General features: G+C 74.1%; 25 protein-coding genes. 10 read left to right on the top strand and 15 right to left on the bottom strand.

From position 1 onward, the window contains the following. Positions 1-10 precede the first annotated feature (10 nt). Positions 11-736: a 3-keto-5-aminohexanoate cleavage protein gene (locus ABZ249_RS17830; protein ID WP_355263806.1), complete on the top strand. Its 726-nt coding sequence runs from the start codon at positions 11-13 to the stop codon at positions 734-736. 134 nt (positions 737-870) lie between these two features. Here ABZ249_RS17830 and thpR read toward each other — a convergent pair whose 3' ends face one another. The 5 genes from thpR to ABZ249_RS17855 all read right to left on the bottom strand — a co-directional run bounded on the left by thpR (position 871) and on the right by ABZ249_RS17855 (position 6,316). Then, positions 871-1,464 (bottom strand): RNA 2',3'-cyclic phosphodiesterase, encoded by a 594-nt coding sequence (gene thpR / locus ABZ249_RS17835; protein WP_355263809.1) that lies wholly within the window; start codon positions 1,462-1,464, stop codon positions 871-873. 273 nt (positions 1,465-1,737) lie between these two features. Beyond that, positions 1,738-2,769, bottom strand: a complete 1,032-nt coding sequence (locus tag ABZ249_RS17840; RefSeq protein ID WP_355263812.1) for a zeta toxin family protein — start codon at positions 2,767-2,769, stop codon at positions 1,738-1,740. Beyond that, positions 2,736-3,035, bottom strand: coding sequence for a hypothetical protein (locus tag ABZ249_RS17845; RefSeq protein WP_355263815.1), 300 nt, complete (start codon positions 3,033-3,035; stop codon positions 2,736-2,738). The genes ABZ249_RS17840 and ABZ249_RS17845 overlap by 34 nt, the downstream gene beginning before the upstream one ends. 169 nt (positions 3,036-3,204) lie before the next feature. After that, positions 3,205-4,617, bottom strand: coding sequence for an MFS transporter (locus tag ABZ249_RS17850; protein ID WP_355263818.1), 1,413 nt, complete (start codon positions 4,615-4,617; stop codon positions 3,205-3,207). A 133-nt stretch (positions 4,618-4,750) separates the two neighbouring features. Next, the gene (locus tag ABZ249_RS17855; RefSeq protein WP_355263821.1) at positions 4,751-6,316 is read right to left on the bottom strand and encodes an NCS2 family permease; all 1,566 of its coding nucleotides are present in this window, start codon (positions 6,314-6,316) and stop codon (positions 4,751-4,753) included. Positions 6,317-6,422: 106 nt separating this feature from the next. Here ABZ249_RS17855 and ABZ249_RS17860 point away from each other — a divergent pair, with 106 nt between their 5' ends. Together ABZ249_RS17860 and ABZ249_RS17865 are read left to right on the top strand one after the other, a co-directional pair. Further along, positions 6,423-6,689: a DUF2530 domain-containing protein gene (locus ABZ249_RS17860; RefSeq protein WP_355263824.1), complete on the top strand. Its 267-nt coding sequence runs from the start codon at positions 6,423-6,425 to the stop codon at positions 6,687-6,689. Positions 6,690-6,751: 62 nt separating this feature from the next. Then, entirely contained in the window at positions 6,752-8,248 is a 1,497-nt protein-coding gene (locus tag ABZ249_RS17865) for a methyltransferase (RefSeq protein ID WP_355263827.1), read from the top strand. 52 nt (positions 8,249-8,300) lie between these two features. On the opposite strand, the gene ABZ249_RS17870 is transcribed toward ABZ249_RS17865, so the two are convergent. From ABZ249_RS17870 to ABZ249_RS17880, 3 genes are all read right to left on the bottom strand, one after another. Continuing rightward, a complete protein-coding gene (locus ABZ249_RS17870) occupies positions 8,301-8,957 on the bottom strand; it encodes an SRPBCC family protein (RefSeq protein ID WP_355263829.1) in 657 nt (218 codons plus the stop codon). Between the two features lie 51 nt (positions 8,958-9,008). Further along, the gene (locus ABZ249_RS17875; RefSeq protein WP_220564710.1) at positions 9,009-9,371 is read right to left on the bottom strand and encodes a metalloregulator ArsR/SmtB family transcription factor; all 363 of its coding nucleotides are present in this window, start codon (positions 9,369-9,371) and stop codon (positions 9,009-9,011) included. Between the two features lie 70 nt (positions 9,372-9,441). After that, positions 9,442-9,876, bottom strand: a complete 435-nt coding sequence (locus ABZ249_RS17880) for a hypothetical protein (protein ID WP_355263833.1) — start codon at positions 9,874-9,876, stop codon at positions 9,442-9,444. 160 nt (positions 9,877-10,036) lie between these two features. On the opposite strand from ABZ249_RS17880, the gene ABZ249_RS17885 reads away from it, so the two are divergent. Continuing rightward, entirely contained in the window at positions 10,037-10,888 is an 852-nt protein-coding gene (locus ABZ249_RS17885; protein WP_355263836.1) for an MOSC N-terminal beta barrel domain-containing protein, read from the top strand. 26 nt (positions 10,889-10,914) lie between these two features. On the opposite strand, the gene ABZ249_RS17890 is transcribed toward ABZ249_RS17885, so the two are convergent. The 4 genes from ABZ249_RS17890 to ABZ249_RS17905 all read right to left on the bottom strand — a co-directional run bounded on the left by ABZ249_RS17890 (position 10,915) and on the right by ABZ249_RS17905 (position 16,571). After that, complete coding sequence (locus ABZ249_RS17890; protein WP_355263839.1) at positions 10,915-13,980, bottom strand: ATP-binding protein; 3,066 nt, start codon at positions 13,978-13,980, stop codon at positions 10,915-10,917. A 101-nt stretch (positions 13,981-14,081) separates the two neighbouring features. Beyond that, the gene (locus ABZ249_RS17895) at positions 14,082-14,837 is read right to left on the bottom strand and encodes a DUF3027 domain-containing protein (protein ID WP_355264101.1); all 756 of its coding nucleotides are present in this window, start codon (positions 14,835-14,837) and stop codon (positions 14,082-14,084) included. Positions 14,838-15,027: 190 nt separating this feature from the next. Further along, entirely contained in the window at positions 15,028-15,411 is a 384-nt protein-coding gene (locus tag ABZ249_RS17900; RefSeq protein ID WP_220565502.1) for a cold-shock protein, read from the bottom strand. A 359-nt stretch (positions 15,412-15,770) separates the two neighbouring features. After that, positions 15,771-16,571, bottom strand: coding sequence for a hypothetical protein (locus ABZ249_RS17905; protein ID WP_355263842.1), 801 nt, complete (start codon positions 16,569-16,571; stop codon positions 15,771-15,773). 247 nt (positions 16,572-16,818) lie between these two features. Between ABZ249_RS17905 and ABZ249_RS17910 the strand changes: the two genes are divergently transcribed. From ABZ249_RS17910 to ABZ249_RS17930, 5 genes are all read left to right on the top strand, one after another. Further along, complete coding sequence (locus ABZ249_RS17910; RefSeq protein WP_355263845.1) at positions 16,819-19,281, top strand: helicase-associated domain-containing protein; 2,463 nt, start codon at positions 16,819-16,821, stop codon at positions 19,279-19,281. 49 nt (positions 19,282-19,330) lie between these two features. Continuing rightward, positions 19,331-19,753, top strand: a complete 423-nt coding sequence (locus ABZ249_RS17915) for a hypothetical protein (protein ID WP_355263848.1) — start codon at positions 19,331-19,333, stop codon at positions 19,751-19,753. A gap of 130 nt (positions 19,754-19,883) precedes the next feature. After that, on the top strand, positions 19,884-20,327 hold the full coding sequence (locus ABZ249_RS17920) for a hypothetical protein (RefSeq protein ID WP_355263851.1): 444 nt from the start codon (positions 19,884-19,886) through the stop codon (positions 20,325-20,327). Between the two features lie 43 nt (positions 20,328-20,370). Further along, positions 20,371-20,772 (top strand): DUF4190 domain-containing protein, encoded by a 402-nt coding sequence (locus ABZ249_RS17925; protein ID WP_355263854.1) that lies wholly within the window; start codon positions 20,371-20,373, stop codon positions 20,770-20,772. A gap of 81 nt (positions 20,773-20,853) precedes the next feature. Continuing rightward, positions 20,854-22,500: a DNA repair helicase XPB gene (locus ABZ249_RS17930; protein WP_355263857.1), complete on the top strand. Its 1,647-nt coding sequence runs from the start codon at positions 20,854-20,856 to the stop codon at positions 22,498-22,500. Positions 22,501-22,747: 247 nt separating this feature from the next. Here the strand turns inward: ABZ249_RS17930 and ABZ249_RS17935 are convergent, their stop codons facing one another. Further along, a complete protein-coding gene (locus ABZ249_RS17935; RefSeq protein WP_220564700.1) occupies positions 22,748-22,984 on the bottom strand; it encodes a hypothetical protein in 237 nt (78 codons plus the stop codon). A 201-nt stretch (positions 22,985-23,185) separates the two neighbouring features. Here ABZ249_RS17935 and ABZ249_RS17940 point away from each other — a divergent pair, with 201 nt between their 5' ends. Next, complete coding sequence (locus ABZ249_RS17940; protein WP_355263861.1) at positions 23,186-24,136, top strand: R2-like ligand-binding oxidase; 951 nt, start codon at positions 23,186-23,188, stop codon at positions 24,134-24,136. Positions 24,137-24,158: 22 nt separating this feature from the next. On the opposite strand, the gene ABZ249_RS17945 is transcribed toward ABZ249_RS17940, so the two are convergent. Next, a complete protein-coding gene (locus ABZ249_RS17945; RefSeq protein ID WP_355263864.1) occupies positions 24,159-24,746 on the bottom strand; it encodes a phospholipid scramblase-related protein in 588 nt (195 codons plus the stop codon). Between the two features lie 58 nt (positions 24,747-24,804). Next, positions 24,805-25,659, bottom strand: a complete 855-nt coding sequence (locus tag ABZ249_RS17950; RefSeq protein WP_355263867.1) for an NAD(P)H-binding protein — start codon at positions 25,657-25,659, stop codon at positions 24,805-24,807. Positions 25,660-25,764: the final 105 nt, after the last annotated feature.

Here is a 25,764-nt window from a genome sequence, read left to right on the forward strand (position 1 = left end):
AGGAGTACCCATGAGGATCGTCGCCTGTCTGAACGGGGACCGCCGTCCCGGAGCGCACCCCGCCCTTCCCGTCTCCGTGGACCAACTGCTGGCCGACGCCCACGCCGCGGTGGCCGCGGGGGCGACCGACCTGCACGTCCACCCGCGCGACCGGAGCGGCGCCGAATCGCTGGAGCCGCAGGTGGTCGGCCCGCTCATGGAGCGGTTGCGCGCCGAGGGACCCGGCGTCCCGGTGTCGCTCACCACGGCCCTGTCCGCCGAGTCCGACCCCTGGCGGCGCTACGACCTGGTGCAGCGCTGGGCGTCGTCGGCGCTGCCCGACGCGGTGACGGTGAACCTGCACGAGGCGGGGTCGGTGGACCTGATCCACCTGCTGGAGGACCGCCGCGTGGCCGTGGAGGCGGGGGTGTGGACGGTGGACGCCGCCCGCATCCTGGTCGCCACGCGGGTTCCGGTGGCGGCGGTGCTGGTGGAACCCACCCAGGTGGCGGTGGAGGACGCCCGGCGCAACGCGCGGTCGATCCTGTCGCTGCTGGAGCGGGCCGGGGTGGAGGCGCCGCGGCTGCTGCACGGCTCGGACGCGACCGCCTGGCCGATGCTGGAGGACGCCCTGGACGCCGGGCTGGACATCCGGATCGGCCTGGAGGACACCATGCGGATGCCGGACGGGTCGGAGGCGGAGGACAACGCGGCGCTGGTCGCGCACGCGGTGCGGCTGGCGTCCGCCGCCGCCTGAGGTGGGCCGCGCGGCGGCCCGGCGGCCGGTCCGGCCGGCTCAGTCCAGGAGGGCGCCGACCAGCACGATCAGCATGATGGCGCCGAGCACCACGGGCAGCAGCCACCGCTGTTTGTGGTTGTTGGTGAGCATGCTCATGCCGTGCTCCGCTCTGGCGGTCGTCCGGGGTCGGTTTTCCAGCCTAACGCCCAGGTCCGGGCGGTTCGGTAGCGGTCCTCCCGTCCGGGGCGGCTCTCCACGAGGTGCACGTCGCGGGCGGGCCAGGGCGCTCGCGGGCCGCTCCCCAGCTCGGAGAGCAGGCCGGTGAGGTCCCGGGGCGGGCGGCTGCGGGCGACGGTGAGATGCGGCACGTAGACGCGGTCCTCGCCGGGCAGGCCGGCGGCGGACGCCGCGGCGCGCAGGTCGGCGCTCAGGGCGGCGAGGGCGCCGGTGTCGCCGCCGATTCCGGCCCACAGAACGGCGGCGCGGTCGCGGTGGGGGTGGGGGAAGACGCCCCAGCCGTCGACGGTGAGGTCGAAGGGGTCGTGTTCACCGACCGCCGCGCCCAGGGCTGCGGTGAGGCCGGGCAGCAGGTCGTCGGGGACCTCGCCGAAGAAGGCGAGGGTGAGGTGCCACCCGTCCGGCCGGGTCCAGTGCAGGTCGGGGGTGTGGCGCAGTCCCGGTTCGCGGGCGCCGAGGACGGCGTCGGCGACCGCGGCGGGCGGTGTCAGTGCGACGAACAGTCTCATGCGGGCATCCTCGCATCCGCCACGATCCCGCCCGGACAGGGCGGGCCAGGGCCTGTTCTTTGGACGTCGGCCTGTTCCGCGGGGGGCGGTGAGGCGCCGGCGTGGGTTCGGAAGACCCAGAGGAGACGTCCGAGGAACGAGGACGGTCCGTAGTGCCGGGGGCTCCCGCGGTCGAGAGGCGCCGGATCCGGTGGGGGCCGGGACGTCAGGCCGTCCGTTGGGGGCGGTGGCGGGCGACGGGCGGGCCGGAGCGGAGGACCGGAAGAACACGGCCTAGCGCTCGATGCCCCTGTCGGGACCGACGCCGGGCCCGCCCCGGGCCCTCGGAGCGACCGCCCCCCGGGGGCCGGGGCGGCGGGCCCCTCCCCTCACCAGCAGAGCGGCGGCGCTCGGCACCATCAGAGGCTGCGCCAGCCGGTCGATCTCATCCACCTCCGAGAGCAGTTTCCGCTTCTCGCGGGTGCTGAAGGCGTCGTTGCGGGCGATGGACGACCGCATCCACTCCTGGGTCGCCTTGAACAGGCCGGTCTGTGTCTCGCCGAGGGGCAGACCGCGTTCGACGGCGAGCCGCTCCACGGCGGACATCCCTCCCGACGGGGTGTTCGATATGCCGCCCCGTTGGAAGAACACCACTCCGACCCCGCTCGGCCGCCCCGCGTCGATCGCCCGGGCCGCGCGCTCGACGCCCTCGTAACACTCCCGGTGGATCTCCGGTTCCACGTAGCGACCGACACCGTACTTCTCCATCGCCGCCACGTACCGGTGCAGTCCGCCCTGAAGGCTCACGGCCTCGGGGACCCCCATGAGCGCGGCGTTGAGGCGGTATCCCTGCTCTCCGAACCGCTCCAGGATGTTCTCGAACTCGTCCGAACCGCGAAGCGCGGACTCGATGACCACATCGTTCCGGCGATCGGGGTGATGAGCGTATTCCTGGGCCTTGTTCCACCAGGAGAGCCCATCACTCCACAACAGCGCTCCGGCTTTCTCCGGGGCGGACCTTCGAAGCATCGTGTAGTCCGGGTGGTGCGGGTTGAAGTCGTCCATGTTGATGTGGAGCGCGCCGCCGCGCCGGTCGAAGGCGTAGCGCACCAGGTCGGTCACACTGCTCTTCCCGGACCCGGTCGCCCCGCCGACGACGACCAGGTGCGGGGCGGACTGGACCGCGGCACCCTCGAGATGAAACGGCACGATCTCGTCCAGGAAGATCCTCTGGTTGTCCGCTTCGCTGAGGCGTACCCTGTCGAACTCTTCGGGGGATATATCCGGCAGGGCTAACCCCCGTAGCCCTTGATGATCTCCAGGCATTCGGCCCTCAGGCGGACGGAACCCTCCGTGTCGGAGATCCGGAGCCCACGCAGCTCCTGCGCAAGCCGGGCCTTCTGCTCGTCGATCCTCCGGATGACGTCGTCCCGGGGAGCCTCGGACCTCCTTTCGGCGTGCGCCATGGCCGAGAGCACCCCGACGGCGTCCCGCACCATGTCCTTCAGGAGGTCGTACTCGAGTTCCCGCTCGGCATCCCACGTCGCGTTCCGGAGATCGGAGATCGGAGACGCGTCCTCATCGGGATCCATGCGCACACCCCATCGGTCGGTCGGGAACACCGGTCCGGTTCCCTCGACGAAGAGGGTGCCACCAGAACCCGCACCGGGCAAGGGCGGGAAGCCGCCGCGCTCCTTCGTGGAATCCTCGGCTCACCGCTCCCAACGGACCGTCGAGGCCTCCCCCGGCCCGGCCCCCCGTTCACCGCTCCGTACCCCCGGCGCCACCGGGGCCCGGTCCGCGCGCCGCGGCGAGCCGTCCGGGTGCGGCCGGGGCGCCGGCCGCGCCTTCCTCGACGGCGGCGACGGCGGTGGCGGCGGACACCGGCCCGCCGGCGTCCGGTTCCTCCGAGGCGGATTCCGCCGCGACCGGTGCCCCGCGGCGGCGCGGCAGCAGGTCGCGCACGCGCACGCCCTTGACCCGGAAGAGCGGCACGGCGAGCACCGCGACCACGAGCATCGTGAACGTGCCGCCGATGACCATGCTGGTCTGCGGCCCGAAGGCGTCGGCGAGGAAGCCCACCACCGGGGCGCCGATCGGGGCCACGCCCATGAACACCAGCAGGAACATGCTCATGACGCGCCCCCGCATGTGCGGTTCCACGGTGAGCTGGAAGGTGGCGTTGAGCGTCGTCACGTAGGTCATGAAGGCGATGCCCATGGGCACCAGCACCACCACGAACGCCGCGTAGGCCGGCATCAGCCCGGCGGCGACCTGGCCGGCGCCGAACACCATCGACCCGACCAGGATGAGGCGCAGCCGCGGGCGCTCGCGGCGCGCCGCCAGCAGCGCGCCGATGAGGGCGCCCACGGCCAGGCAGGCGGCGGCCACGCCGAACGCGGCGGCCCCCGTCTCGAAGACGTTGTTGACCATCAGGGCGATCTGCGTCTGCCCGTTGGCGCCGAAGAACTGCGTGCATGCGGCCAGCAGGAGCAGCAGCACGAGGTCCCGGCGCCCGCTCACGTAGGCGAGGCCCTCGCGGATCTGCCCCTTGCCCCGCGGCACCGGCTCGGTGGGGTTGAGCTCGGCGGTGCGGATGAGCAGCAGCGCCACGATGGTGAACCCGAACGAGGCCCCGTTGATGAGGAAGACCGGCCCGCTGCCGATCCAGGCGATGAGCAGCCCGGCGACGGCCGGCCCGGTGACCCGGCCGAGCTGGAAGCTGGCGCTGTTGAGGGCGATCGCGTTGGTCAGCAGGTCGCGGTCGACCATCTCGGGGACGAAGGCCTGGCGTCCGGGGTTGTCGAGCACCGTGACCAGCCCGAGCCCGAAGGCGAACAGGTACACGTGCCAGACCTGGGCGGCCCCCAGGGTGGCCAGCACGCCGAGGGCGACGGCGAGCAGGCCCATGGTGCTCTGGGTGAACACCAGCAGGCGGCGCTTGTCCAGCCGGTCCACCAGGGCCCCGCCCCACAGCCCGAGGAACAGCATGGGCAGGAACTGGAGCGCCGTGGTCATCCCGAGTGCGATGCCGCTGCCGCCGCTGAGCTGGAGGACCAGCCAGTCCTGGGCGATGCGCTGCATCCAGGTGCCGGGGTTGGAGAGCAGTTGGCCGAGCGCGTACAGGCGGTAGTTGCGCACGGACAGTGAGCGGAACATGGCGATACGCCGCATCAGTCCCTCCCCTGGGAGAGGAGAAGGACTGATGCGGTCATCGGAGCGTTCCGGGCGAGAAAAGGTAAACGGCGTTGACTCATCATTCGGGTCAACGCCGTTCACGGTGGCGGGAATTCCCGCCGTACAGGGGCTAGCCGATCAGCGCGTAGATGGGCGCCTCGGCGAAGTGGATGAGGAACACCACGGAGATCAGCCACAGCAGCGGGTGGACCTGGCGGCCCTTGCCCGTGACCAGGCTGACGAACGCGAACGTGAGCAGGCCGAACCCGATGCCGTTGGCGATCGAGTACGTGAAGGGCATCATGATGATGGCCATGAAGGAGCCCAGGCCGATGGCCGGGTCCTTGAAGTCGATGTTCACGACCTGGGTCATCATCATGAAGCCCACGATGACCAGGACCGGGGTGGCCGCCTCGAAGGGGACGAGGGTCACCAGCGGGGTGAAGAACGTCGCGAGGAGCATCATCAGGCCGGTGACCATCGGGGCGATGCCGGTCCGCGCGCCCTCACCGACGCCGGCGGCCGACTCGGCGTAGAGGGTGGCCACCGAGGCCGAGCCCAGACCGCCGAAGACGGTGCCCAGGGAGTCGGCGACCAGGACCTCGCGGGTGCCCGCGATGTTGCCGTCCTCGTCGGCCAGGCCGCCCTGGTGGGCGACACCGACCATGGTGCCCATGGTGTCGAAGAAGTCGGCCAGCAGCAGGGTGAAGATCAGCATCAGCACCGTGGCGAAGCCGATCTCCGACCAGCGGGCGAACACGTTGAAGCCGCCGTCGGCGAACAGGCCGATGAGCGAGAAGTCGGGCAGCGCGACCAGGCCGTCCACACCGGTGGGCAGCGCGGGGACGGTCAGGCCCCAGCCGAGGCCCTCGCCGCCGTCGCCCAGGGCCGTCTCCACGGCGATGGCGAGCACGGTGGCGACGACGATGCTCAGGAGCATCGCCCCGCGGACCTTGCGGACGTACAGGGCGATGGCGATGAGCAGGCCGACGACGAAGATCAGGATCGGCCAGCCCTGGAGGCCGCCGTTGCCGAGCTGGACCGGGGTGCCCTCGCCCGCCTGGACGAAGCCGGCGTTGACCAGGCCGATGAGGGCCAGGAACAGGCCCACGCCGACCGCGATCGCCATCTTCAGGCCGGGCGGGATCGCGGCGAAGACCGCGGTGCGGAAGCCGGTCAGCACCAGGACCAGCAGGAGCAGGCCCTCGACGATGATCAGCAGGAAGACATCGGACCACGGCATCAGCGGTGCGACACCGTAGGCGACCACGGCGTTGAGGCCCATGCCCGCGGCGATGGCGAACGGGTAGCGGCTCACCACGCCCATGAGGATGGAGGAGATCGCCGCGACCAGGGCGGTCACGGCCGCGACCTGGGGGATGCCCAGGGTCTCGCCGTTGACGTCCTCGGCGGTGCCGATGATCAGCGGGTTGAGGACGACGATGTAGGCCATGGCGAAGAAGGTCGCCAGACCGCCGCGGATCTCGGTGCCGAGCGTGGAACCGCGCTCGGAGATGCGGAAGTAGCGATCGAGGGGTCCGCTGGGACCCTTCGTAACGGGGGATTTGCTTGTAGCGCTCACGATGTCAGCCTGACCTGGTCGTGTTACCGGACAACTAGGATTCTGGGCCAGATTAGTTGCATCTTCATACAACGTCCGACACGTCTTCCACACGGGTTTCGTAGAAAACACCATCTCCCCGGATGATCCGGTGGTCGGATGTGACGAAGGTTTCCCTGATCAGCGTGCTCACCGCCACCGGTCCGTGGAGCGGCCGGGGGTGTGCGGCTAGCCTGGAGGCGTGCGCAAACCCCGACAGCCGGATCCCGAAGTCCACGAGAGCGACTACCGCGTCCCCGCGGCGCTCGGCACCCTCGCCTGGGCGGTCGCGCTGGTCGTCCTGCTGTTCATGGGCGACGCGCTCCCCGAGTCCGAGCGCTGGTGGATCTGGGTGTGCGCGACCGGCATGGGCCTGGGGGTCTTCGGGTTCCTGTACATCCCCCGCCTGCTGCGCAAGCGGTCCGAGGCCTCCGAACGGGGCGCGGACCGCGACCGGCCCGCCGCCTGACCCGGCACCGCGCACGGCCCGCCCCGAACGCCCTGGTGGGTCGGGTGGCCGATAATGAACGGGTGCCAGAGACAGCCTTCCCGCGCGGACTCGCCGAACGACTGCGCGCCATCCTCATCGACGCCGACTACACGGTGTCCGGCGTCCGCGACCGGTTGGGCGACGCCGCGGCCCGCGCGCTGGCCCGCGAGGAGCTCGTCCCCGCCCTGCGCGCCACCGGCGGCGAGGAGCGCCTCGGGCTGCTGCTGCGCCTGTGGTGGCTGCGCACCCCCATCCCCGCCCGCGCGGCCCGCGCCATCCTCCCCGTGGACGAGCTCGCCGAGGCGGGCCTGGTCGCCGTGGACGAACGCGCCGACGGGGCCGTCGTGCGCTCCCTGGTCCACCTGGGCCCCTGGGAGCTGGAGGAGGGCCGCCCCGGCTTCGTCGTCTCCGACCCCAAGGTGCGCCCAGGCGGCGGGGAGGTGCCCCGGCCCGACCACGTGGTGGGCGCGGGCGGCGCCTCCGCCACCCTGTCCCGGCTGATCGTGGACGGCCCGGTCGAGCGCGCCCTCGACGTGGGCACCGGCTGCGGCGTGCAGGCCCTGCACCTGGCCTCGCGCTCCCGGGAGATCACCGCCACCGACCTCAACCCGCGAGCCCTGCGGATGGCCGCGATCAGCCTGGCCCTGTCCGGGGTCCACGACGTCCGCCTGCTCCCGGGGTCGCTGTACGAGCCGGTCGCGGGCGAGCGGTTCGACCTGATCGTGTCCAACCCGCCGTTCGTCATCACGCCCGACGCCTCCCGCTACACCTACCGGGAGTCCGACCTGCCGGGCGACACGGTCTGCGCGGAGCTGGTGCGCCGGGCGCCCGCCCACCTCACCGAGGGCGGCTGGTGCCAGATCCTGGCCAACTGGGTGCACTCCGACGGCGACGACTGGGAGGACCGCGTCGGCGGCTGGGTCACCGGGACCGGCTGCTCGGGCTGGGTGGTCCAGCGCGACGTGCAGGACCCCGCGGAGTACGTGGAGCTGTGGCTGCGCGACTCCTGCGAGCACGGCACCCCCGAGTACACCCGCCGCTACGACGCCTGGCTGGACTACTTCGAGCGCGAGGGCATCAAGGGCATCGGGTTCGGGTGGATCAGCCTGCGCAACGACGTCGCCCAGGACGCGACCGTGCGCGTGGAGGAGTTGCGCCACGACATCGAGCAGCCGGTGGGCCCCTACCTCCCGTCCGTGGTGGACGGGGCGATGACGGCGCACCGGCTGACCGACGCCGCGCTGCTGTCGGCGCACGTGGCGCTGGCCCCGGGCGTGGTGGAGGAGCGCATCGGCGTCCCCGGCGCCCCGGACCCGGAGAAGATCGTGCTGCGCCAGCGCGGCGGGCTCCACCGGGTGGCCCGGGTGGGCACCGTGGAGGCCGCGCTGGCCGGGGTCTGCGACGGGACGATGCCGGTGGGCCCGCTGCTGGACGCCATCGCCCAGCTCATCAACGAGGACCCCGTGCAGGTGCGCGAACGGGTGCCCGAAGCCCTGAGGACGCTCATCTCGGAGGGCTTCTTCACCGTCACGCGCTGACCGGACACCGCCCGCCCGTCACCGCCCCGGAGCCCGGGCGCCCGCCCGGGTCCTACTCGGGGGCGTCCCCGGGCGCCTCGTCCGGCGCCTGGGTGTAGAACCCGATGGTCCGCTCCGCCGAGGCTCGCACCGCCTCCGGGTCCGCCCCGGCGGCCAGGTGCGCGGCCTCCCAGGCGCGGGCGCTCGACTCCATGAAGCGGATCGCCTCGGGCGAGGTGCCCCACTCCTCGAGCTCCGCGGGGATGTCGGACCCGGTCTCCAGGTGCAGGCTCAGGCCCAGGACGGACAGGTCCCAGCCCACGCCCACCGCGCCCGGGCCGAACCGCTCCCAGAACTCGCTCAGCGGGGCCACGTGCGCCAACTCGAACCGGGTGCGCTCCCTGCCGCCCTCCGCGGGCAGCGGGGTCAGCGTGACGTGGACGTCGCTGCGCGCGCCGCCGAACTCCCAGCTGATGTGGAACGACTTGGGCGGGTCGCAGGCCAGCACGGTACCGCTCGCGTTGCCCTCCACCTGGTACGCGCCGCCGAGTTCCAGGTCCCCGCTGACCGGGGCGAACCAGCGCGGGAGGCGTTCGGGGTTGGTGCAGGCGTCCCAGAGGTCGTCGACGCCGGTGGTGTAGTCGCGGGAGATGGTGACGGTGCTCTCGTCCCCTTCCCCGCTGATGGTGACCGTGCGCCCGACCTCGTCGATCCGCCGCTGAACATCCATGGTCCACTCCCCTGTCGGGTCGGTTGCCGGTCCGGCGTCGTCCGGACCGGGTCACCGCGAACGCCGTCCGTCCTCCTCGTCCGCGGAGGCGCGGCGCTCGCGGGCGCCTCTGGCGAGTTCGGTCTCCAGCGCCATCAGGTGCGGCTCCCAGCGTGCGGCGAAGCGCCGCAGCCAGGCGTCGACGTCGCGCAGGGGCGCGGCGTCCACGGCGTACAGCCGCCGGTTGCCGTCCCTGCGCACGGTGGCGAAGCCGTTCTCACGCAGCACCCGCAGGTGCTGGGAGACGGCCGGCTGCGAGATGCCGAACTCGGCCCGGACGACCTCCGTCAGCTCGCCGGAGGCGCGCTCACCCTCGTTGAGCAGCTCCAGCAGACGCCGCCGCACGGGGTCGCCCAGGACGTCGAAGGCGTGCATGGGACCACCATATAAGCATCAGGCTATATAAGCCAAGGCTGATCTAGTTGTGTCGTGGAACTCCCGGAGGTCAGCCGCTGAAGACGATCTCGCCCGTCCCGACCTCGGCGTCGCCCTCGACGAGCCGGAAGCCCGGCGTGTCCGGGTGGGCGGCGACCTCGTCGTCGCACTCCAGGCCGATGCGGTGCGTCTCCCCCGGCGGGAACTCGCGCAGCTCCACCGGGAGCTGCGCGTAGCACGTCGTGGACTGCTCCTGGTACTCGAACTCGACGGTGGGGCGGTAGCCCGAGAAGAACGAGGTGCTCCGGCCGCCGTCCTCGGAGGTGGCCATGGTGAGCTCCACCGTGATCTGCCGGCCGGGCTCGAAGGTCTGCTCACTGCCCGCGGGCGGGGCGCCTTCCTCGACTCCGCCGTTGCCCGAGGAGGAGCCCGGGTCGTCGGAGGAGCAGCCCGCCACCGCGACGAGGGCGGCGGCCGCGAACAGGGCGATGGGGATCGTGCGCATGGAGGGGTCCTGTCGGTTCGGATGTCGGCGGGGTTCGTTACGCCAGGGAGGACGCACCGGATCGTGCCCCGGTTCCTTCCAGGCCTCGATGAGAAGTACAGCGGGTACGGCGCCCGGGGGCAAACCGGGGGCTCCCCTTCCATGCGCTAACGTGCTCGGCATGGCCCGAATCTCCGAACTCGTCCATTACCCGGTCAAGGGGTGCGCGGGGATCTCCCTGGACACCGCGGAACTCACCCCGGCCGGGATCCGCCACGACCGCTCCTTCATGGTCGTGGACGACTCGGGCGGCTTCCGCAGCCAGCGCGTGGACCCGCGGATGGCCCGCATCCTCCCCGAGGCGGGCGAGGGCACGCTGCGGCTGTCGTTCGACGGGGTCGAGCCGCTGGAGCTGGAGGTCGACCCCGACGGCCCCCGCCTCGACGTCACCCTGCACAGGCAGCCGTTCGTCGGCGTCGACCAGGGCGCGTCCGCCGCCGCCTGGCTGACCGAGGTGCTCGGCGCCCCCAGCCGCCTGGTCCGGGTGCCCACGGAGCACGGCCGGGAGACCGGCGGGCTCACCCCGGGTACCAGCGGCTTCGCCGACAGCACCGCCGTGCTCATGGCCTCGGCCTCCTCGCTGGACCTGCTCAACGCGCGCATCCTGGAGCGCGGCGCCGAACCCGTGCCGATCCGCCGGTTCCGCCCCAACATCGTGGTGTCCGGCTGGGCCGAGCCGCACACCGAGGACCTCGTCCGCGCCGTGCGCCTGGGCACGGCCGAGCTGGGCTACGCCAAGGTGTGCATCCGCTGCGCGGTCACCACCGTGGACCAGGAGACGGGGGAGAAGCGCGGCCCGGAGCCGCTGCGCACCCTGGCCGGGTACCGGCGGGCCGACGGGGGCGGCGTCTCCTTCGGCGCCAAGTTCGCCGTCACCCGGCCGGGCGTGCTGGCCGTCGGCGACGAGCTGGAGGTCACCGCCTGGGGCGAGGCCGAACTCGGCCTGGGCGACCGGCTGGCCGCCGTCCTCTAGGACATATCGGACCGCCCCGTGCGGGCCTACTGCTCCAGGTCGGCCTCGGCGAGCAGGAGCGGGGCCGCCTCCGGCTCGCGCAGCGCGGCCGCGAGCAGGTGGCGGCGGTCCCACTGCTCGGCGCGCCAGCACAGTGCGCGGGCCAGGCCGTCGCTGGTGGAGGCGTGCACGACGCCGTCCCCCGCGTACCACTCCACCTCGACCCCGTCCACGACGAGCTCCGCGTGGTGCAGGTAGGTGCGGTCCGGCTGCTCCCCCTCGGGGTCCAGGAACAGGTCGGCGACCGCCGGCACCTGGCGCAGCGTGCCCCCCGCGGAGACCTCCCCGTCCACCGACTCGCTCGCCAGCTCCAGGTCCAGCACGTCGGCCAGCTCCTCCGGAGCGGCGGTCAGGATCAGCGGCCGCTCCGCGAACAGCGGGAGCAGGTCCGGGGAGTCCACCACCACGGCGTCCTCGGCGTCGGCCACCACGATCGCCCCGCCGAGCACGGCGCGCACCCGCGTGGGCGGGGTGACCAGGTCGGCGTCCACCCCCGCCAGCGCCGTCCAGATCCGCAGCAGCGCCGACCGGTCCACGTGCCGCTCCGGGTCGGCCAGCCGGGCCAGCAGGTCGTCCGGGCCCTCCGGGTCCGCCAGCAGTTCGGCCAGGGTGGTGCGCACGCCCAGCGCCCGGGCGAACTCCGGGTCGACGTCGGCGGGCGCCTCGTCGTAGAGCCCCGTCAGCGCGGGCTCGGCCTCGGCGGCGCGCAGCTCGTTCGGGGCGGCACCGCCCACCAGCGCGCGGGTGCGCAGCCACCAGGCGGTGTAGGACGGCACGTCCGCCACCCGGCCGTCGGGCAGGAGCACCCGGGCCGGTTCGGTCACGGCCCCGCGCAGCGCGCCCCGGGAGAGCATCTCCAGGGCCTGCGGCCAGCGGTCGTCGGCCACGTAGTCGAGGTCGGCCACACAGACCAGTTCGGGGACCACCGGCGGCAGCTCGGGGTCGCCCACCCGCTCCAGGACCTCGTCGGCCCACTCGTCCAGGGCGTCGGGCGCCTCCTCGAACACGTCGAGGACGTCCTCGCCCAGGGCGGCCTCCTCGGCGCGCACCAGGGTGAACTCCCACAGCGCGCCGACCGCCCGCAGCACGTCGGTGCCGTACCGGTCCACCAGGTCGGCGTGCACGGTGCCGAAGGGGGCGTCGTCGGCCAGCACCTCGCCCAGCGGGGCCCCGGGGACGAGCAGTTCGGCGGCCACCGAGTAGCCGTCCTCGTCGTCGCGCAGCGCCAGCTCGGCCAGCCAGGGCAGATCGGCCGCGGTGGTCCCGGAGGCGGCGACCAGGCCCAGCACTGCCTCGGCCAGCGGCTCGGGGTCGTCGGCGTCCAGGGAGCCGCGCACCGCCGCCTCGGTGCGCGCGTCGGCCAGCACCGCGGCCGGGCCCGCCTCCACCGCGCCCAGGCGCAGCAGCAGCGGGTGGACGGCCTCGGGGTGCACCAGCCGCACCCCCAGCGCGGCCAGGGCCTCGGCGTCGATCGGATCCGGGCCCTCCTGGGGCACCAGCAGGGACCGGGGGCCGCGCACCAGGCGACCGTCGGCCAGCGGCACGGGCAGCGCGCCCAGCTCGTCGGTGTCCGCCCCTGCGGCCAGCGCCGCGTACAGGCCCGCCCACCAGGACGGCGGCCGGTCGGTGTCGGCGAGCAGGTCGGCGATGTCGGCGGCGCCCAGGCGGTGGACGCGCAGCGCCGCCAGCGCGGGGTGGCGGGGGTTGAGGCGGCCGGGCAGCAGCCCGGGGATCAGCTCGGCCAGGACCGCGGACAGCCCCGCCCCCCCGGTGTCCAGCAGCACCGCGTCGCGCGGGGCCACCGGCGCCCCGGTCTCGGTGGTCAGGAACGGGGTGGAGCGCAGGGGCTCGGCGACCCGGGCGCGGAACCCCGCGTCGACGTGCCCGCCGCCCACCCGGGTGCCGGGCACCAGGTCCAGGGCGGCCGCCGCGTCGAACCGGCGCAGCAGGGCGGCGTAGGCCTCGGCGGCCTCGGACAGCAGCAGGTCGGTGGCCGGACCGGGCTGCACCGCGCGGCGGTCGCTACCCAGGGGGAAGGTGCCGATGAGCACGGCGGGCAGGTCCAGCCCGGTGTCGGTGGGGGTGGGCGCGTGCACCACCGGCTCCACGTCCGGCGGCAGCGGGGCCACGCCGCCGCCGTCGTCCACGGGCACCGCCCAGGTGAGCGACCACGCGGTGCGCCCGCGCTCCTCGGTGGGCCGGTCGGCGAGCAGGGCCGGGTCGAACTCCCCGGTGCGGGTGAGGGTGTGCCAGCGGGTGGTGCGGGTGCCCTCGGCGTCGCGCAGGGTCGTGACCGGGTCCCCGCCGCTCGCCTGGCGGGTGGCGACGCGCTCGGCGCCGTCGACCAGGACACGGATCTCGGCCAGCCCGGGCAGGGCCAGCAGCAGGGCCTCGCCGGTCCCGGACAGCAGGTCGCGCACCCGTTCCCGGGCGGTGTCGTCGCGCAGCTCCAGCGAGACGACGGTGTCGTAGTCCCGGGCGTCCGCCGCGCCTTCGGTTGCCGCCTCGGCGGCGAAGGGCAGGCGCAGCATGGGCACGTGCCCGCGGCGGCGCTCGATCTCGGCGGCCAGTCCGTCGGGGCCGGTCCCGGCCAGCAGCTCGGCCACGGCCGCGCGGGCCAGGTCGGCGCTGAAGCGGACGGCGGCGCCGGCCGAGGTCACGGTGACGTCATCGCTGAGGGCGGCCACGGCGGAGAACCCCACCCCGAACCGGCCGACGGAGTCGTCCCCGCCGCGTTTGGTGGAGGCCCGCAGGGTCGCCAGCGACTCCACGCCCTCCGCGGTGAGCGGGGCCCCGGTGTTGGCGGCGACGAGGCGGCGGCCCTCCAGCGACAGCAGCAGCCGGCCGGGGACGCCCGCGCGGCGGGCGGCGTCGGCGGCGTTCTGGGCCAGTTCGACCACGACCCGGTCCCGGTACCCGCCGAGGGCGAAGTCCTCCTCGGCGTTGGCGTCCTCGCGGAACCGGGCGGGGGCGTCCGCCCACGCCGCGAGTACGCGGCGGCGCAGTTCGGCGGTGTCGTAGGGGTCGATCCCGGTGGCGAGCGGCTCGGCCATTGACGGTCCCTCCTGGCTGCCGGCACGGCCCGGCACGATGCACATCAGACCCTAGCCCACCCTTCGCCGGGCGGGTGTCGGGACGTGCCCGGGCCGGGCCGTCAGGAGTCGGAGGAGACCAGTTCCAGCTCCGCGGTGTCGTCGAAGACGATGTGGTCGTAGCCGACCTCGTCGACGACGGGGGCGACCGGCTCGTTGCGCGACTGCGGCATGCGGACCTCGGAGTGGGCGCCGCAGCCGTGGTCCAGGGAGACCACGCGGCCGTCGTCGGGCGCGAACCCGTTGGTGCACACACCGAACATCTGGCGCAGCTCCCCGGCGAGCGGGGTCATGAAGCCGCAGGTGATGCAGCGGGCGGGCGCGGCCTCGGCGATCGGCGCGCGGGGCCCGGCCTCGCCGTTGTACCAGCGCTCGGCGGCCTGTTCGCGGCCGGCCTCGGAGAGCACGTGCTTACGGCCCAGGCCCAGCTCCCAGACCATCTGCCGGTCCACGCCCTCCTCGTCCAGCTCGCTGTCGGCGACCTGGGCGTAGCCGGGCACGAGGCGCTCGTCGTCCTCGTCGGTGGGCAGCAGGTCGCCGGGGCCGAGGTCGCCGGGGAGCAGCCGCTCCTTCCAGGGCACCCACTCGGGCGCGACGAGGGCCCCCTCGCCGGGGAGCAGCACGACCTCGTTGACCGTGACCTCCTTGGCGCGCGATGCGCGGACCACGGTGACGGCGTAGGTCCAGCCGGGGTACGCCGGGTCGAGGCAGGTGAAGTAGTGGGTGATCAGACGGGTGTCCTCGACCTGGGGAGCGAGGTGCTCACCCACCCACTCGGGTCGCCCGACCTCGGCGGCCACCGAGCGGGCCAGGTCCACCGCCTCGATACACGCCTTGTCGGGTACAGGAGAACGTCGAGAAGGGCTCACGTCCCCCATTCTCACTGATCCACGGCACCGATTTGACCACAACGCGGGTCAAGGTTCGTCCGATACACCCTCTTGGTCGGCCCTTGGGAACGCGGAGCGGCCCCGGCCGGGGGGCCGGGGCCGCTCGCGCACCGGGGGATCAGGCCTCCAGGTCGTCGGCGACGACCCGCAGCACGGCCGCGACACGGGCGGCCTCGCGGCGGTCGGGGTGGCGGTCGCGCCGGTACCCGTTGGAGAGTCCTTCGAGCAGCTTGATGAGGTCCTCGGTGATGACCACCATCTCCTCGGGCTTCTTGCGCCGGGCCTTGACCACCGAGTGCTGGGCGTCCAGCAGCTTGACCTGGAGCGCCTGGGCGCCCTTGCGTCCTTCGGCCACCCCGAACTCGACCCGCTGGCCGGGGCGCAGCGCTTCGGTGCCGGGGGGCAGTGCGGTGGAATGGACGAAGACCTCTCCACCGTCGTCGCGTGTGAGAAAACCGAAACCCTTGCCGCCGTCGTACCACTTGACCTTGCCGGTGGGCACGTAGGACCTCATGCTTTCACTCGTTGCCGTCAGCCTGAATGCCAGGCTAATGCCCGGTGGTGACGGAAGGCGAGGGAAAAAACCGCCCCCGGCGCACGGAACGAGGCCCGGATGCGGCTCATCCGGGCCTCGTGTGTTCCGGCGGCCCCTCCCCGCGGGTGCGGAGTACGGGACGGGACTCGGCGGAGATGCCGGGCCGCCGGGAACGTGGTGTGGAGACCGGGCTGGACGCCGGGCCGACCCACCGACATGGCCGCCGCCGAAGCGAGAACGGCGGTGTACACCCTTGGGTACCCGAGATCACATGCCGGAACGCGCGGTAACGGGCCGACCGGAAAAGGTTATTCCCCTGCTTTTGCCTACCGATGACCGGCGGGCCCCGCGGAGGCGCGCTGCCGTTCGGCCGCCCGCGCCGACCGGGCGGCCCGGGGGTAGAGGTAGGCGACCGACACGAGGGAGGCCAGGCCCAGCCCGATCACGCCGTAGTCGGCCAGGGAGTGCTGGACGTACTGGTCCACGAAGTCGGCCTCTCCGCTCCACAGCGCCATGCCCGCCAGGCAGCCCAGCAGCGGCACCAGCACCGCGATCCACTTGTCCTTCGCGCTCCACACCCGGCTGAGCACGACGAACGCGACACCGAGCACCCACAGGAAGGACAGCCCCCAGCCCCAGGGCACGGTGGCCAGCAGCAGGGCCAGGGCGGCCATCTCGGCGGAGTGGTGGCGCAGGCACAGCACCAGCCCGCGCAGCGCGCCGGCCTCGCGGCCGGCCCCGCCCCGGCGGCCGCCGCTCTCCAGCCGCATCTCGGTGCGGCCGGGCCCCTCCAGCAGGCCCATGATCCCGCGGCTGGGGCCGCCCCGCCAGGGCGGCGGCGGCCGGTCGGCGTGCCGGGGCCTGGGCGGGATGAGCTCCTCGTCCTCGATGTCGAGGTCGCGGCCGGCGAGATCCCGTTCCACCAGGTCCCCGGGGGTCCCCAGGCCCAGCAGGATGTCGCGGACGGCGTCCACGCCGTCGTCGGGGGCCGCGGCCCGGAGCGCGTCGATCCGGGCGCGCACGGAGGTGAGGTAGGCGGTCCTTTCCCTGGCGGTCAGCCGACCGTGCAGGACCAAGCCGACCTCGGACAGATAGTCGAGTACCAATTGTTCCGAGCGCTGGGTCATGCCCTCCATAGTGACGGAGGATGACCTGCCTTTTAAGCCCCCTTTCCTATTTCGGTCGTCTGATTCGGACCGTATACGGCCTGTCACGCGGAAACGGGCGCGCTACCGGGGGCGCGGGAGGAGTCCGTGGCCGGGGTTCCCCGGGCCGTGCCCGTGGCCGCTCCCGGACCGGCCCGCGGAACCGGGACGCTTCTCTCGTTCCCCGGGTCTCCCACCTCGTCACAGGTATCGCCTAGCGTTGACGGTGATGACCGAGAACGCACCTCCCGACCTGCACGGACCGGACACGGGGACCGCCGGGCCGGTCCGCCCCCCGACCTTCACCTCCTGGCTGCGCGAGCGTTCCGACGAGGAGCTCGCCGCCCTGCTGTCCGCCCGGCCCGACCTGGGCCGCCCCGTCCCCGACGGCATCGGCTCGCTGGCCGCCCGGGCCACCACCCGCAACACCGTCCTGCGGGCCCTGGAGGGGCTGGACTCCTTCACCCTCCAGGTCCTGGAGGCCGTCGTCGCCCTGGGCGACGACCGGATGTCCGAGCCCGTGGGCGTCACCGCCGCCGGGCTCACCGCAGCGCTGGCGCCCGCCGGTGACGACGGGGAGGTCCGGGAGGCCGTCGCGGCCGCCCTGGACGGCCTGCTGCGCTCGGCGCTGGTCTGGCCCGACCGGGACCGCCTGCGCCCCGTCCAGGTGCTGCGCGACCTGCTGCCGGCCCCGGCGCGGCTGGGGCCGCCCGCCCGGGTGCTGCTGGCCGCGCTGCCGCACGGCCGCCTCAAGCGGCTGGCCGGGGACCTGGCCCCCGACTCCCCCGCGTCCGCGCCGGTCGAGGCGCTGGCCCGCCTGCTGTCCGACCCCGCCGGGCTCGGCGCCCTGCTGTCCCAGGTCGGCGAACAGGCCCGCCGCCTGCTGGACGGGATGACCTGGGGTCCGCCGCACGGCACCGTCGCCGACGCCCGCCGCGACGTCGGGCTGGCCGACGCCGGGTCGCCGGTGGAGGAGCTGCTGGCCCGCGCCCTGCTGCTGCCCAGCGGCGACGACACGCTCACGCTGCCCCGGGAGGTGGGGGTGCACCTGCGCTCGGGGACGCTGTTCCGCGAGGTCGCGGCCGCTCCCCCGGAGTTCGCGGGCACGTCCCACGACCCCGAGGGGGTGACCCGGTTCGCCGCAGGGCAGGCGTTCACGGTGCTGCGCGCCGTCGAGGAGCTGCTGGAGTCCTGGTCCGGCGAGCCGGCCGCGGTGCTGCGCAACGGCGGCCTGGGCGTGCGGGACCTGCGCCGGGCCGCGCGCACCATGGACACCGACGACACCACCGCCGCGCTGCTCGTCGAGGTCGCCCACGCCGCCGGGCTGCTGGGCGCCGACGACCGCGTGGAGGGCGAGTGGCTGCCCACCCGCGAGTACGACCTGTGGCGGGAGAGCCCGCCCGAGCGCCGCTGGCTGCGCCTGGCGCAGGCGTGGCTGGACACCGACCGGGTGCCCGCGCTGAGCGGCTCCCGGGACTCCGGCGGGCGGGTGCGCAACGTGCTCGGCCCCGGGCTGGCCCGCCCCGCGGCCCCGCAGGCCCGCCGCGACCTGCTCGCCGAGCTGGCCACCGCCGAGCCCGGGTTCTCCCCGGCGGCGGGGTCGCTGTCGGCGCGCCTCTCCTGGCGGCGGCCGCGCCGCCGCTCGCCCGTGTACACCGAACTGGTGGAGACCGCCGGGACGGAGGCCGCCGCGCTGGGGTTCACCGGCCGGGGCGCTCTGGCCGGGTACGTCCGCCCGCTGCTGGAGGGCGACCCCGAGGCGGCCGCCGGACTGCTGGCCGGGTACCTGCCCCGGCCCCTGGACCACGTCCTGGTGCAGGGCGACCTCACCGCCGTCGCCCCCGGCCCGCTGGTCGCCGAGCTGGCCCGGGAGCTGGCGCTGGTCGCGGACGTGGAGTCCACCGGCGGCGCCACCGTGTACCGGTTCACCGAGGACTCGGTGCGGCGCGGACTGGACGCCGGACGCGGCATCGCCGACATCCTCACCCTGCTGGAACGCCATTCGCGCACCCCGCTGCCGCAGGCGCTGCGGTACCTGGTGTCCGACGTGGGGCGGCGGCACGGGCGGCTGCGCGCCGGCACGGCCTCCTCCTACCTGCGCTGCGACGAGCCCGCCCTGCTGGACGAGGTGATGGGCGACCGGCGCACCGAGGCGCTGGGACTGGTGCGGCTGGCGCCGACCGTGGTGGCCGCCGGGGTGGGCCGGGCGGCGCTGGTGGACGGGCTGCGCAGGCTCGGCCACCACCCCGTCGCCGAGGGCGGGGACGGGGCCATGCGGCTCTCCCGCCCCGAGGCGCGCCGCGCCGAACCCGTGGAGGTCCCGCCCGACCCGCCGTCCGCCGCCCCCGACGTCGAGCGGCTGCGCGACATCGTGCGGGCGGTGCGGGCCGGCGACCAGGCCGCCACCGCGGCCCGCCGCGCGGTCCCCCTGCCCGAGGACGGCCCGCCCGGCTCCCGGGCGGCGGCGGTGCTGGAGGCGCTGTCCGGGGCCGCCGCGGCCGGGCGGCGCCTGTGGATCGGCTACACCGACACCGACGGCCGCCAGGGCGGCCGGATCATCGGCCCCTCTTCGGTCGACGGCGGGTTCGTCACCGCCCACGACGAGACCCGGGGCGCGGTGCAGCGTTTCGCGGTCCACCGGATCACCGCCGTGGCCGAGCTGGAGGAGGACGATCGGGGCGGCACGCCGTAGGCTGGGACGCGGTTGCCAGTCGGCCCTCGGACAAGCGAGAGACACCCCCATGAGCAATGCGTCCCTGCCCCCCGGAGCCTCGTCCCCCCGTGAGCACGGCCGCGACGACGGGCGCGACGGCGGGCGCGGCCGGGCGGCGGACGCCGCCCCGGCGCGCGGGGAGGGGGGCGCGTCCGGCCCGTCCGCCTCCGGCGCGGCTAACAGCTCCACGATGGCGCTGATCCTGCACGCGTTCACGCTGCTGTGCTGCGGCAACTGGATCTTCGGCGTCGCGGGCATCGTGTTCGCGATCCGGGCCGCCCACGCCCGCGACCGCGGGCTGCCCGGCCGGGCCGAGATGCTCACCCGGTACTCCTGGTACTGCCTGGGGGCGGCCGGGGTGATGCTGTTCGTCATGCTGGTGCTGACCTTCGTGGTGTTCACGCAGAGCGGGTCCTGGATCCAGGGCATCGTGCCGGTGACCAACTACTGACCCGGCCGCGCGCCGGGACCGCACCGTGACCGCGGGGCGGGGAACCTCCGCCGGGTCCCCCGCGTCCCACCGGGTACGGGCGGGTACACCTGTGGTCGGGAGGGCCGAGGGCCCGCGGGAGGGGGAGCGCATGCCGGGGAGATCCGGGGGTCCCAGGGATTTCTGGGAGCGGGAGCAGGGCGGGGCCCTGCGCCCGGCCGCCCCCGTGCGCGCCGCCGCCCCGGCCGCGCCCGCCGCGTACGCCCCTCCCCCCGCCCACCCTGCCGCCGCCCCGGCCCCGACGGGCCCGCCCGCCCGGGTGGGCGGCACGGTCGCCGCCCTGGTGGTGGCGGTCCTGTCACTGGCCCCGCCGCTGCTGGGCGCCTACCTGGGCCTGTGGTTCCTGCTCCTGGGCGCCAACATCCCGGGGATCGCGCTCGCCATCGTGGCGCTGACCAAGGTCCCCGACGCGCCCGAGGTCGAGCGGTACCTGCGGTACACCTGGGCCTGCAACCTGGCCTACGGCCTGCTGGGCGTGCCCGTGATCATCGTCGTCCTGTTCGTTTTCGTGATGGCCCTGACCCTCGGCTACTGAGCCGGTCCCGCCACCACGGCCCCCTCCCCCTCGAAGGATCCCCATGAGCGACAACCCGTACGACCCCTACAAGGACGCGACCGGGGGCTACTCGGCCCCCGGACACGACCCCTACGGCCGGCCCTCCGGCCACTACGGCGGCGGCCCCTACGGCCCTACGCCCGGCTACGGCTACACGCCCCCGCCGCCCAGGCCCGAGCACGAGGGCCGGGCCATCACGGCGCTGATCCTGTCGTGCGTCCAGCTGGTCCTGTGCTGCGGCGTCACCGCGATCCCCGGCATCGTGTTCGGCGCCCTGGCCCTCGGCGAGAAGTACGACCCCGAGCGCGGGGAGCGGCTGACGAAGAACGCCTGGCTCTCGGTGTGGATCAACTTCGGAATCCTCGGCGTCATCATCGTGGGCTACATCGCCCTGGTGGTGTTCGCCATCGCCTCGTCGGCCTGACCCGGGCATGATCGGGGCCCCCGGGGTGTTGCACCTGGGGCCGCCCCCTCCCGACGCCCGCCTCCCGACGGAAGGTTCCGTGTGTCCTGCCTGATCGTCCAGTCCGACAAGACCCTCCTGCTCGAGGTCGACCACGAGTCCGCAGACGAGTGCCGCCGCACCATCGCCCCCTTCGCGGAGCTGGAGCGCGCCCCCGAGCACGTGCACACCTACCGGATCACCCCGCTGGCGCTGTGGAACGCGCGCGCCGCGGGGCACGACGCCGAGCAGGTCGTGGACGCCCTGATCCGCTTCTCGAAGTTCCCCGTGCCGCACTCGCTGCTGGTGGACATCGCCGAGACCATGGACCGCTACGGGCGGCTGCGGCTGGAGGGCGACCCGGCGCACGGGCTGGTCCTGCGCTCCTCCGACCGGCCGGTGCTGGAGGAGGTGGTCCGCTCCAAGCGGCTCAAGGGCATGCTGGGCGAACGGCTCGGCGACGACTCCGTGGCGGTGCACCCCAGCGAGCGCGGCAACCTCAAGCAGGCTCTGCTCAAGATCGGCTGGCCCGCCGAGGACGCGGCCGGGTACGTCGACGGCGAGGCGCACAGGATCGACCTGGTCCAGGACGGCTGGGAGCTGCGCGACTACCAGCGCGCCGCCGCCGAGGGCTTCCACGCGGGCGGTTCGGGCGTGGTGGTCCTGCCCTGCGGGGCGGGCAAGACCGTGGTGGGCGCCGCCGCGATGGCGATGACCGGCGCGACCACGCTCATCCTGGTCACCAACACCGTGTCGGTGCACCAGTGGAAGGCCGAGCTGCTGCGGCGGACCACGCTCACCGACGACGAGATCGGCGAGTACTCGGGCACCCGCAAGGAGATCCGGCCGGTCACCATCGCGACCTACCAGGTCATGGCGGCCAAGCGGAAGGGCGTGTACACGCACCTGGAGCTGTTCGACGCCCGCGACTGGGGCCTGGTGGTCTACGACGAGGTGCACCTGCTGCCCGCGCCGATCTTCCGGATGACCGCGGACCTCCAGGCCCGGCGGCGGCTGGGGCTGACCGCGACGCTGGTGCGCGAGGACGGCCGCGAGGGCGACGTGTTCTCCCTCATCGGGCCCAAGCGGTACGACGCCCCGTGGAAGGACATGGAGAACCAGGGCTGGATCGCCCCGGCGGACTGCGTCGAGGTGCGGGTGGACCTGTCGGAGTCCGAGCGGTTGGCGTACGCGACGGCCGAGCCGGAGGACCGCTACCGGTTCTGCGCGTCCTCCGAGGCCAAGACGGCGGTGGTGCGGGAGCTGGTGGAGCGGCACGCCGACGGGCAGGTGCTCGTGATCGGCTCCTACATCGACCAGCTGGACGAACTGGGCGAGGCGCTGGGCGCCCCGGTGATCAAGGGCGAGACCCGCACCGCGGAGCGGGAGCGGCTGTTCGCCGCGTTCCGGTCCGGGGAGCTGCGGACCCTGGTGGTGTCCAAGGTCGCCAACTTCTCGATCGACCTGCCCGAGGCGGGTGTGGCGATCCAGGTGTCGGGGTCGTTCGGGTCCCGGCAGGAGGAGGCGCAGCGGCTGGGCCGGGTGCTGCGGCCCAAGTCCGACGGCCGGTCGGCGCGGTTCTACGCGGTGATCGCGCGCGACACCCTGGACCAGGACTACGCCGCGCACCGGCAGCGGTTCCTGGCCGAGCAGGGGTACGCCTACCGGATCACCGACGCCGCCGACATCCTGGCCGGCGGCGAGGTCTGAGGGGGCGGGGCGGCCCGGGTCCGGGGCCCGTTCCCGGGTGCTCCCCCGCGCCGCGGGGGTTCGCGCGGCGCCGGCGGGGTCCCGGGCCGTCCTCCGAGGGCGGGCCGGAGCGGGGGTCCGCCCGGCGAGGGCTCATCCGGCGGGCCATTCCGCCCCGCGCCCGCCGTCCTGAGAGGGATCCGCCGGAGGCCGTTCGCGTCCTTCGGCGCGGGCGCCGGACCGCACGGGGGCGTCCGCCGAACCCTCCCTAGAAGGAGGGCAGGCCGCCGATGACGTAGGTCCCGGCGGCGATGGCCCAGGCGATGAGGGAGTAGGTCAGGGTCCGGGTGCGCAGCGCGCGGTCGTCGCGCACCCCCGGGGCGGCGAAGGCGGCGACCAGCAGGGCCAGGCCGAGCAGTGCGGGGATCGCGGAGGCCAGCGAGAAGAGCTGGGTCTGGGCGGCACAGGCGGTGTAGCCGGAGGTGCCGGGATCACCACAGAACACGTCGTACCCCGATCGGATCGTTCAGTGCGGACGGGACACCCCGACCGTACCGTTTCGGCGGAGACCCCAGACCGGTCCATGCCGACCGTATCCGGGGTGCGCGATTTTCGTGATCTGGACCACCACCCCTCTTTACACGAACCCGCTTCGTGTCCAATCATGGGCGGGAGAGCCCCCCGGCACCCCCTCGGAGGTCCACCCGTGTCCGACCGCACCGGCTTCCACTCCCTGAGCAACGGCGGCCTGAACTGGGACTCGCTGCCCCTGAAGCTGTTCGTCAAGGGCAACGCCAGGTTCTGGGACCCCGCCTCCATCGACCTGAGCAGGGACGCCGAGGACTGGAAGACCATCGGCGAGGCCGCCCAGAAGCGCATCCTGCGGCTGTGCGCGTTCTTCGCCGCGGGCGAGGAGGCCGTCACCGAGGACCTCCAGCCGTTCCTGCGCGCGATGGCCGCCGAGGGGCGGCTGGGCGACGAGATGTACCTGACCCAGTTCGCGTTCGAGGAGGCCAAGCACGTCCAGGCGTTCCGGCTGTGGCTGGACGCCGTCGGCGTGTACGACGACCTGCACGGGTACGTGGAGGAGAACCCGGGCTACCGGGCGCTGTTCTACGAGGAGCTGCCCTCCTCCCTGGAGGCGCTGCTGGACGACCCGAGCCCGCGCAACCAGGTGCGCGCCTCGGTCACCTACAACCACATCGTCGAGGGCTCCCTGGCGCTCACCGGGTACTACGCCTGGAACCACATCTGCACCGTGCGCGACATCTTCCCCGGGATGCGGGAGATCGTGCGCCGGATCGGCGACGACGAGCGCCGCCACATGGCGTGGGGGACGTTCACCTGCCGCCGGCACGTGGCCGCCGACGACTCCAACTGGGCGGTGGTGAGCGAGCGCCTGGAGGAGCTGCTGCCGCACGTGATGTCCACCGTCGAGCGGGGCGAGAGCGCATCGGAGGCCACCCCCGAGAGCGCGAGGTACGAGCTGCCCCCGGGCGAGCTGGTGCGCTACGCCTCCGACCGGGCGCTGCGCCGCCTGGGCGCCATCGAGTCCGCCCGCGGAGTGCCCGTGGCGCGGATCGACCTGGACGCCTCCCCCGAACGCCTGGAGGAGGAGTTCGGCGAGGAGGACCGGGCGGCGATGGAGAGGCTGTGAGGGCGGGGGCCCGGCCCCGCGGTCAGCGCCCCTCCAGCAGCACCAGGTCGATGGCGATGCCCGAGGCGACCACCATGGTGCGCAGCGGTTCGGGCAGCGCCGGGTAGCGGTGGTGCAGGGCGTAGGAGTCGGCCGAGGTGAACAGCTCGCCCAGGTCGGGGACGCGCCGGTCCACCCGGGCCACCTCGTGGCCGCCGGTGTCGTTGATCCGGAAGTCGCGGGCGAAGAAGTCCCCCTCGATCGACCCCAGCGGCCGCTTCCACGGGTCCAGCAGGCCGAACTTGGCCTTGAAGAAGGCCACGTCCTGCTCGATGCTGCCGACCGGCCGCCCGTCCGGCCACTGCACGGTGGTCGTGGCGGTCATCCACGACCACTGCTTCTCGATGACCAGGCGCGGGCCGCGGCCGTCGTGGACGACGACCCGGCGGTTGGAGGAGACCCCGTAGGACGCGGCCAGGTGGCGGGCGATCCGCCTGCCGGTGTCCAGGCCCTCCTCCCGGACGTGCGCCAGCTGCCGGCCGTGCCCGTCGAAGCAGTGGTACTCGGACTCGTCGACGAGGAAGCGTTTCGGCTGCCTCACCAGCAGGGGGTTCGCGGAGAAGAAGTCCATGCGGGCACTTTAGGGCGTACGTCCCGGTCCCGCCCGGTCCGGGCGGGACCGGAACCGGTCAATCCCCCGCCGGGCCCCCGAACGCGGCGGCGTTGTCCCGCGCCCACTCGGCGAAGGCGCGCGGCGCGCGGCCGAGCACCCGCTCCACGTCGGGGCTCACCCTCCGCTCGTCCCGCGAGGGCTCGCCCAGGATGGCGAGCGTGCCGTCGGCGACCACCTCGGGCATGAACTCCAGCAGCGCCGCCCGGGCCTCCTCCCGGGTCTGCTCCACGAAGCGCACCGGTGCGCCGATGGCGTCCGCGATGGCCGCGGCCCGCTCGCGCGGGGTCACCGCCGCCGGGCCGGTCAGCTCCAGGGCCCGCCCGGAGTGGGCGCCGTCCCGCAGCACCCGGGCCGCCACCTCGGCGATGTCCACCGGGTCGACGACCGGCAGCCCCACGTCCCCGAACGGGGAGCGGACCTCGCGGCGTTCGCGGACCGGGCCCGCCCAGGCGAAGGCGTTGGAGGCGAACCCGCCCGGCCGCAGGACCGTCCATTCCAGGCCCGAGCCCCGCAGCGCCTCCTCGAACACCCTGAGGTGGTCGTGTGAGGGCGAGTCCGGCCGGGTCCGGGCGGCCTGGGAGGACTGGAGGACCACCCGGCCGACCCCCGCCCCGGCCGCCGCCTTGAGGATCCGGTCGGGGTCGAGGCCCTCCCCGGCCCCCGAGACCAGCAGGTACAGCGCGTGAGCGCCCTCCAGGGCCGGGGCCAGCCCCTCCGGGTCGGCCAGGTCGGCCGACAGGTACCGCGCGCCCGCCACCCGGTCGGCGCCGGGGAGGCGGCGGGCCACCGCCGTCACCTGCTCGCCCTCACGGACCAGCGCCCGGACCAGCGGACGGCCGACATTCCCGGTGGCTCCCGTCACAACGATCATGATGTGTCCCCCCTGTTCCGCGGCGGCCGGCCGGAGGCTCCGGCGCAAGTGCGCCGCCGCGGTCGAAGACCATCGTGGTCGCCTAACCGGTCACCTCCTGACCGG

The organism is Nocardiopsis sp. NPDC006139, assembly GCF_040614155.1.
GTDB lineage: Bacteria > Actinomycetota > Actinomycetes > Streptosporangiales > Streptosporangiaceae > Nocardiopsis > Nocardiopsis changdeensis.

Excerpts from the sequence above, each read along its gene's own strand:
- ABZ249_RS17830 (WP_355263806.1), top strand. The coding sequence starts at position 11 with ATGAGGATCGTCGCCTGTCTGAACGGGGACCGCCGTCCCGGAGCGCAC.
- thpR (WP_355263809.1), bottom strand. The coding sequence starts at position 1,464 with ATGAGACTGTTCGTCGCACTGACACCGCCCGCCGCGGTCGCCGACGCC.
- ABZ249_RS17840 (WP_355263812.1), bottom strand. The coding sequence starts at position 2,769 with ATGCCTGGAGATCATCAAGGGCTACGGGGGTTAGCCCTGCCGGATATA.
- ABZ249_RS17845 (WP_355263815.1), bottom strand. The coding sequence starts at position 3,035 with ATGGATCCCGATGAGGACGCGTCTCCGATCTCCGATCTCCGGAACGCG.
- ABZ249_RS17850 (WP_355263818.1), bottom strand. The coding sequence starts at position 4,617 with ATGCGGCGTATCGCCATGTTCCGCTCACTGTCCGTGCGCAACTACCGC.
- ABZ249_RS17855 (WP_355263821.1), bottom strand. The coding sequence starts at position 6,316 with ATGGTGTTTTCTACGAAACCCGTGTGGAAGACGTGTCGGACGTTGTAT.
- ABZ249_RS17870 (WP_355263829.1), bottom strand. The coding sequence starts at position 8,957 with ATGGATGTTCAGCGGCGGATCGACGAGGTCGGGCGCACGGTCACCATC.
- ABZ249_RS17875 (WP_220564710.1), bottom strand. The coding sequence starts at position 9,371 with ATGCACGCCTTCGACGTCCTGGGCGACCCCGTGCGGCGGCGTCTGCTG.
- ABZ249_RS17880 (WP_355263833.1), bottom strand. The coding sequence starts at position 9,876 with ATGCGCACGATCCCCATCGCCCTGTTCGCGGCCGCCGCCCTCGTCGCG.
- ABZ249_RS17885 (WP_355263836.1), top strand. The coding sequence starts at position 10,037 with ATGGCCCGAATCTCCGAACTCGTCCATTACCCGGTCAAGGGGTGCGCG.
- ABZ249_RS17890 (WP_355263839.1), bottom strand. The coding sequence starts at position 13,980 with ATGGCCGAGCCGCTCGCCACCGGGATCGACCCCTACGACACCGCCGAA.
- ABZ249_RS17905 (WP_355263842.1), bottom strand. The coding sequence starts at position 16,571 with ATGACCCAGCGCTCGGAACAATTGGTACTCGACTATCTGTCCGAGGTC.
- ABZ249_RS17910 (WP_355263845.1), top strand. The coding sequence starts at position 16,819 with ATGACCGAGAACGCACCTCCCGACCTGCACGGACCGGACACGGGGACC.
- ABZ249_RS17915 (WP_355263848.1), top strand. The coding sequence starts at position 19,331 with ATGAGCAATGCGTCCCTGCCCCCCGGAGCCTCGTCCCCCCGTGAGCAC.
- ABZ249_RS17920 (WP_355263851.1), top strand. The coding sequence starts at position 19,884 with ATGCCGGGGAGATCCGGGGGTCCCAGGGATTTCTGGGAGCGGGAGCAG.
- ABZ249_RS17925 (WP_355263854.1), top strand. The coding sequence starts at position 20,371 with ATGAGCGACAACCCGTACGACCCCTACAAGGACGCGACCGGGGGCTAC.
- ABZ249_RS17945 (WP_355263864.1), bottom strand. The coding sequence starts at position 24,746 with ATGGACTTCTTCTCCGCGAACCCCCTGCTGGTGAGGCAGCCGAAACGC.
- ABZ249_RS17950 (WP_355263867.1), bottom strand. The coding sequence starts at position 25,659 with ATGATCGTTGTGACGGGAGCCACCGGGAATGTCGGCCGTCCGCTGGTC.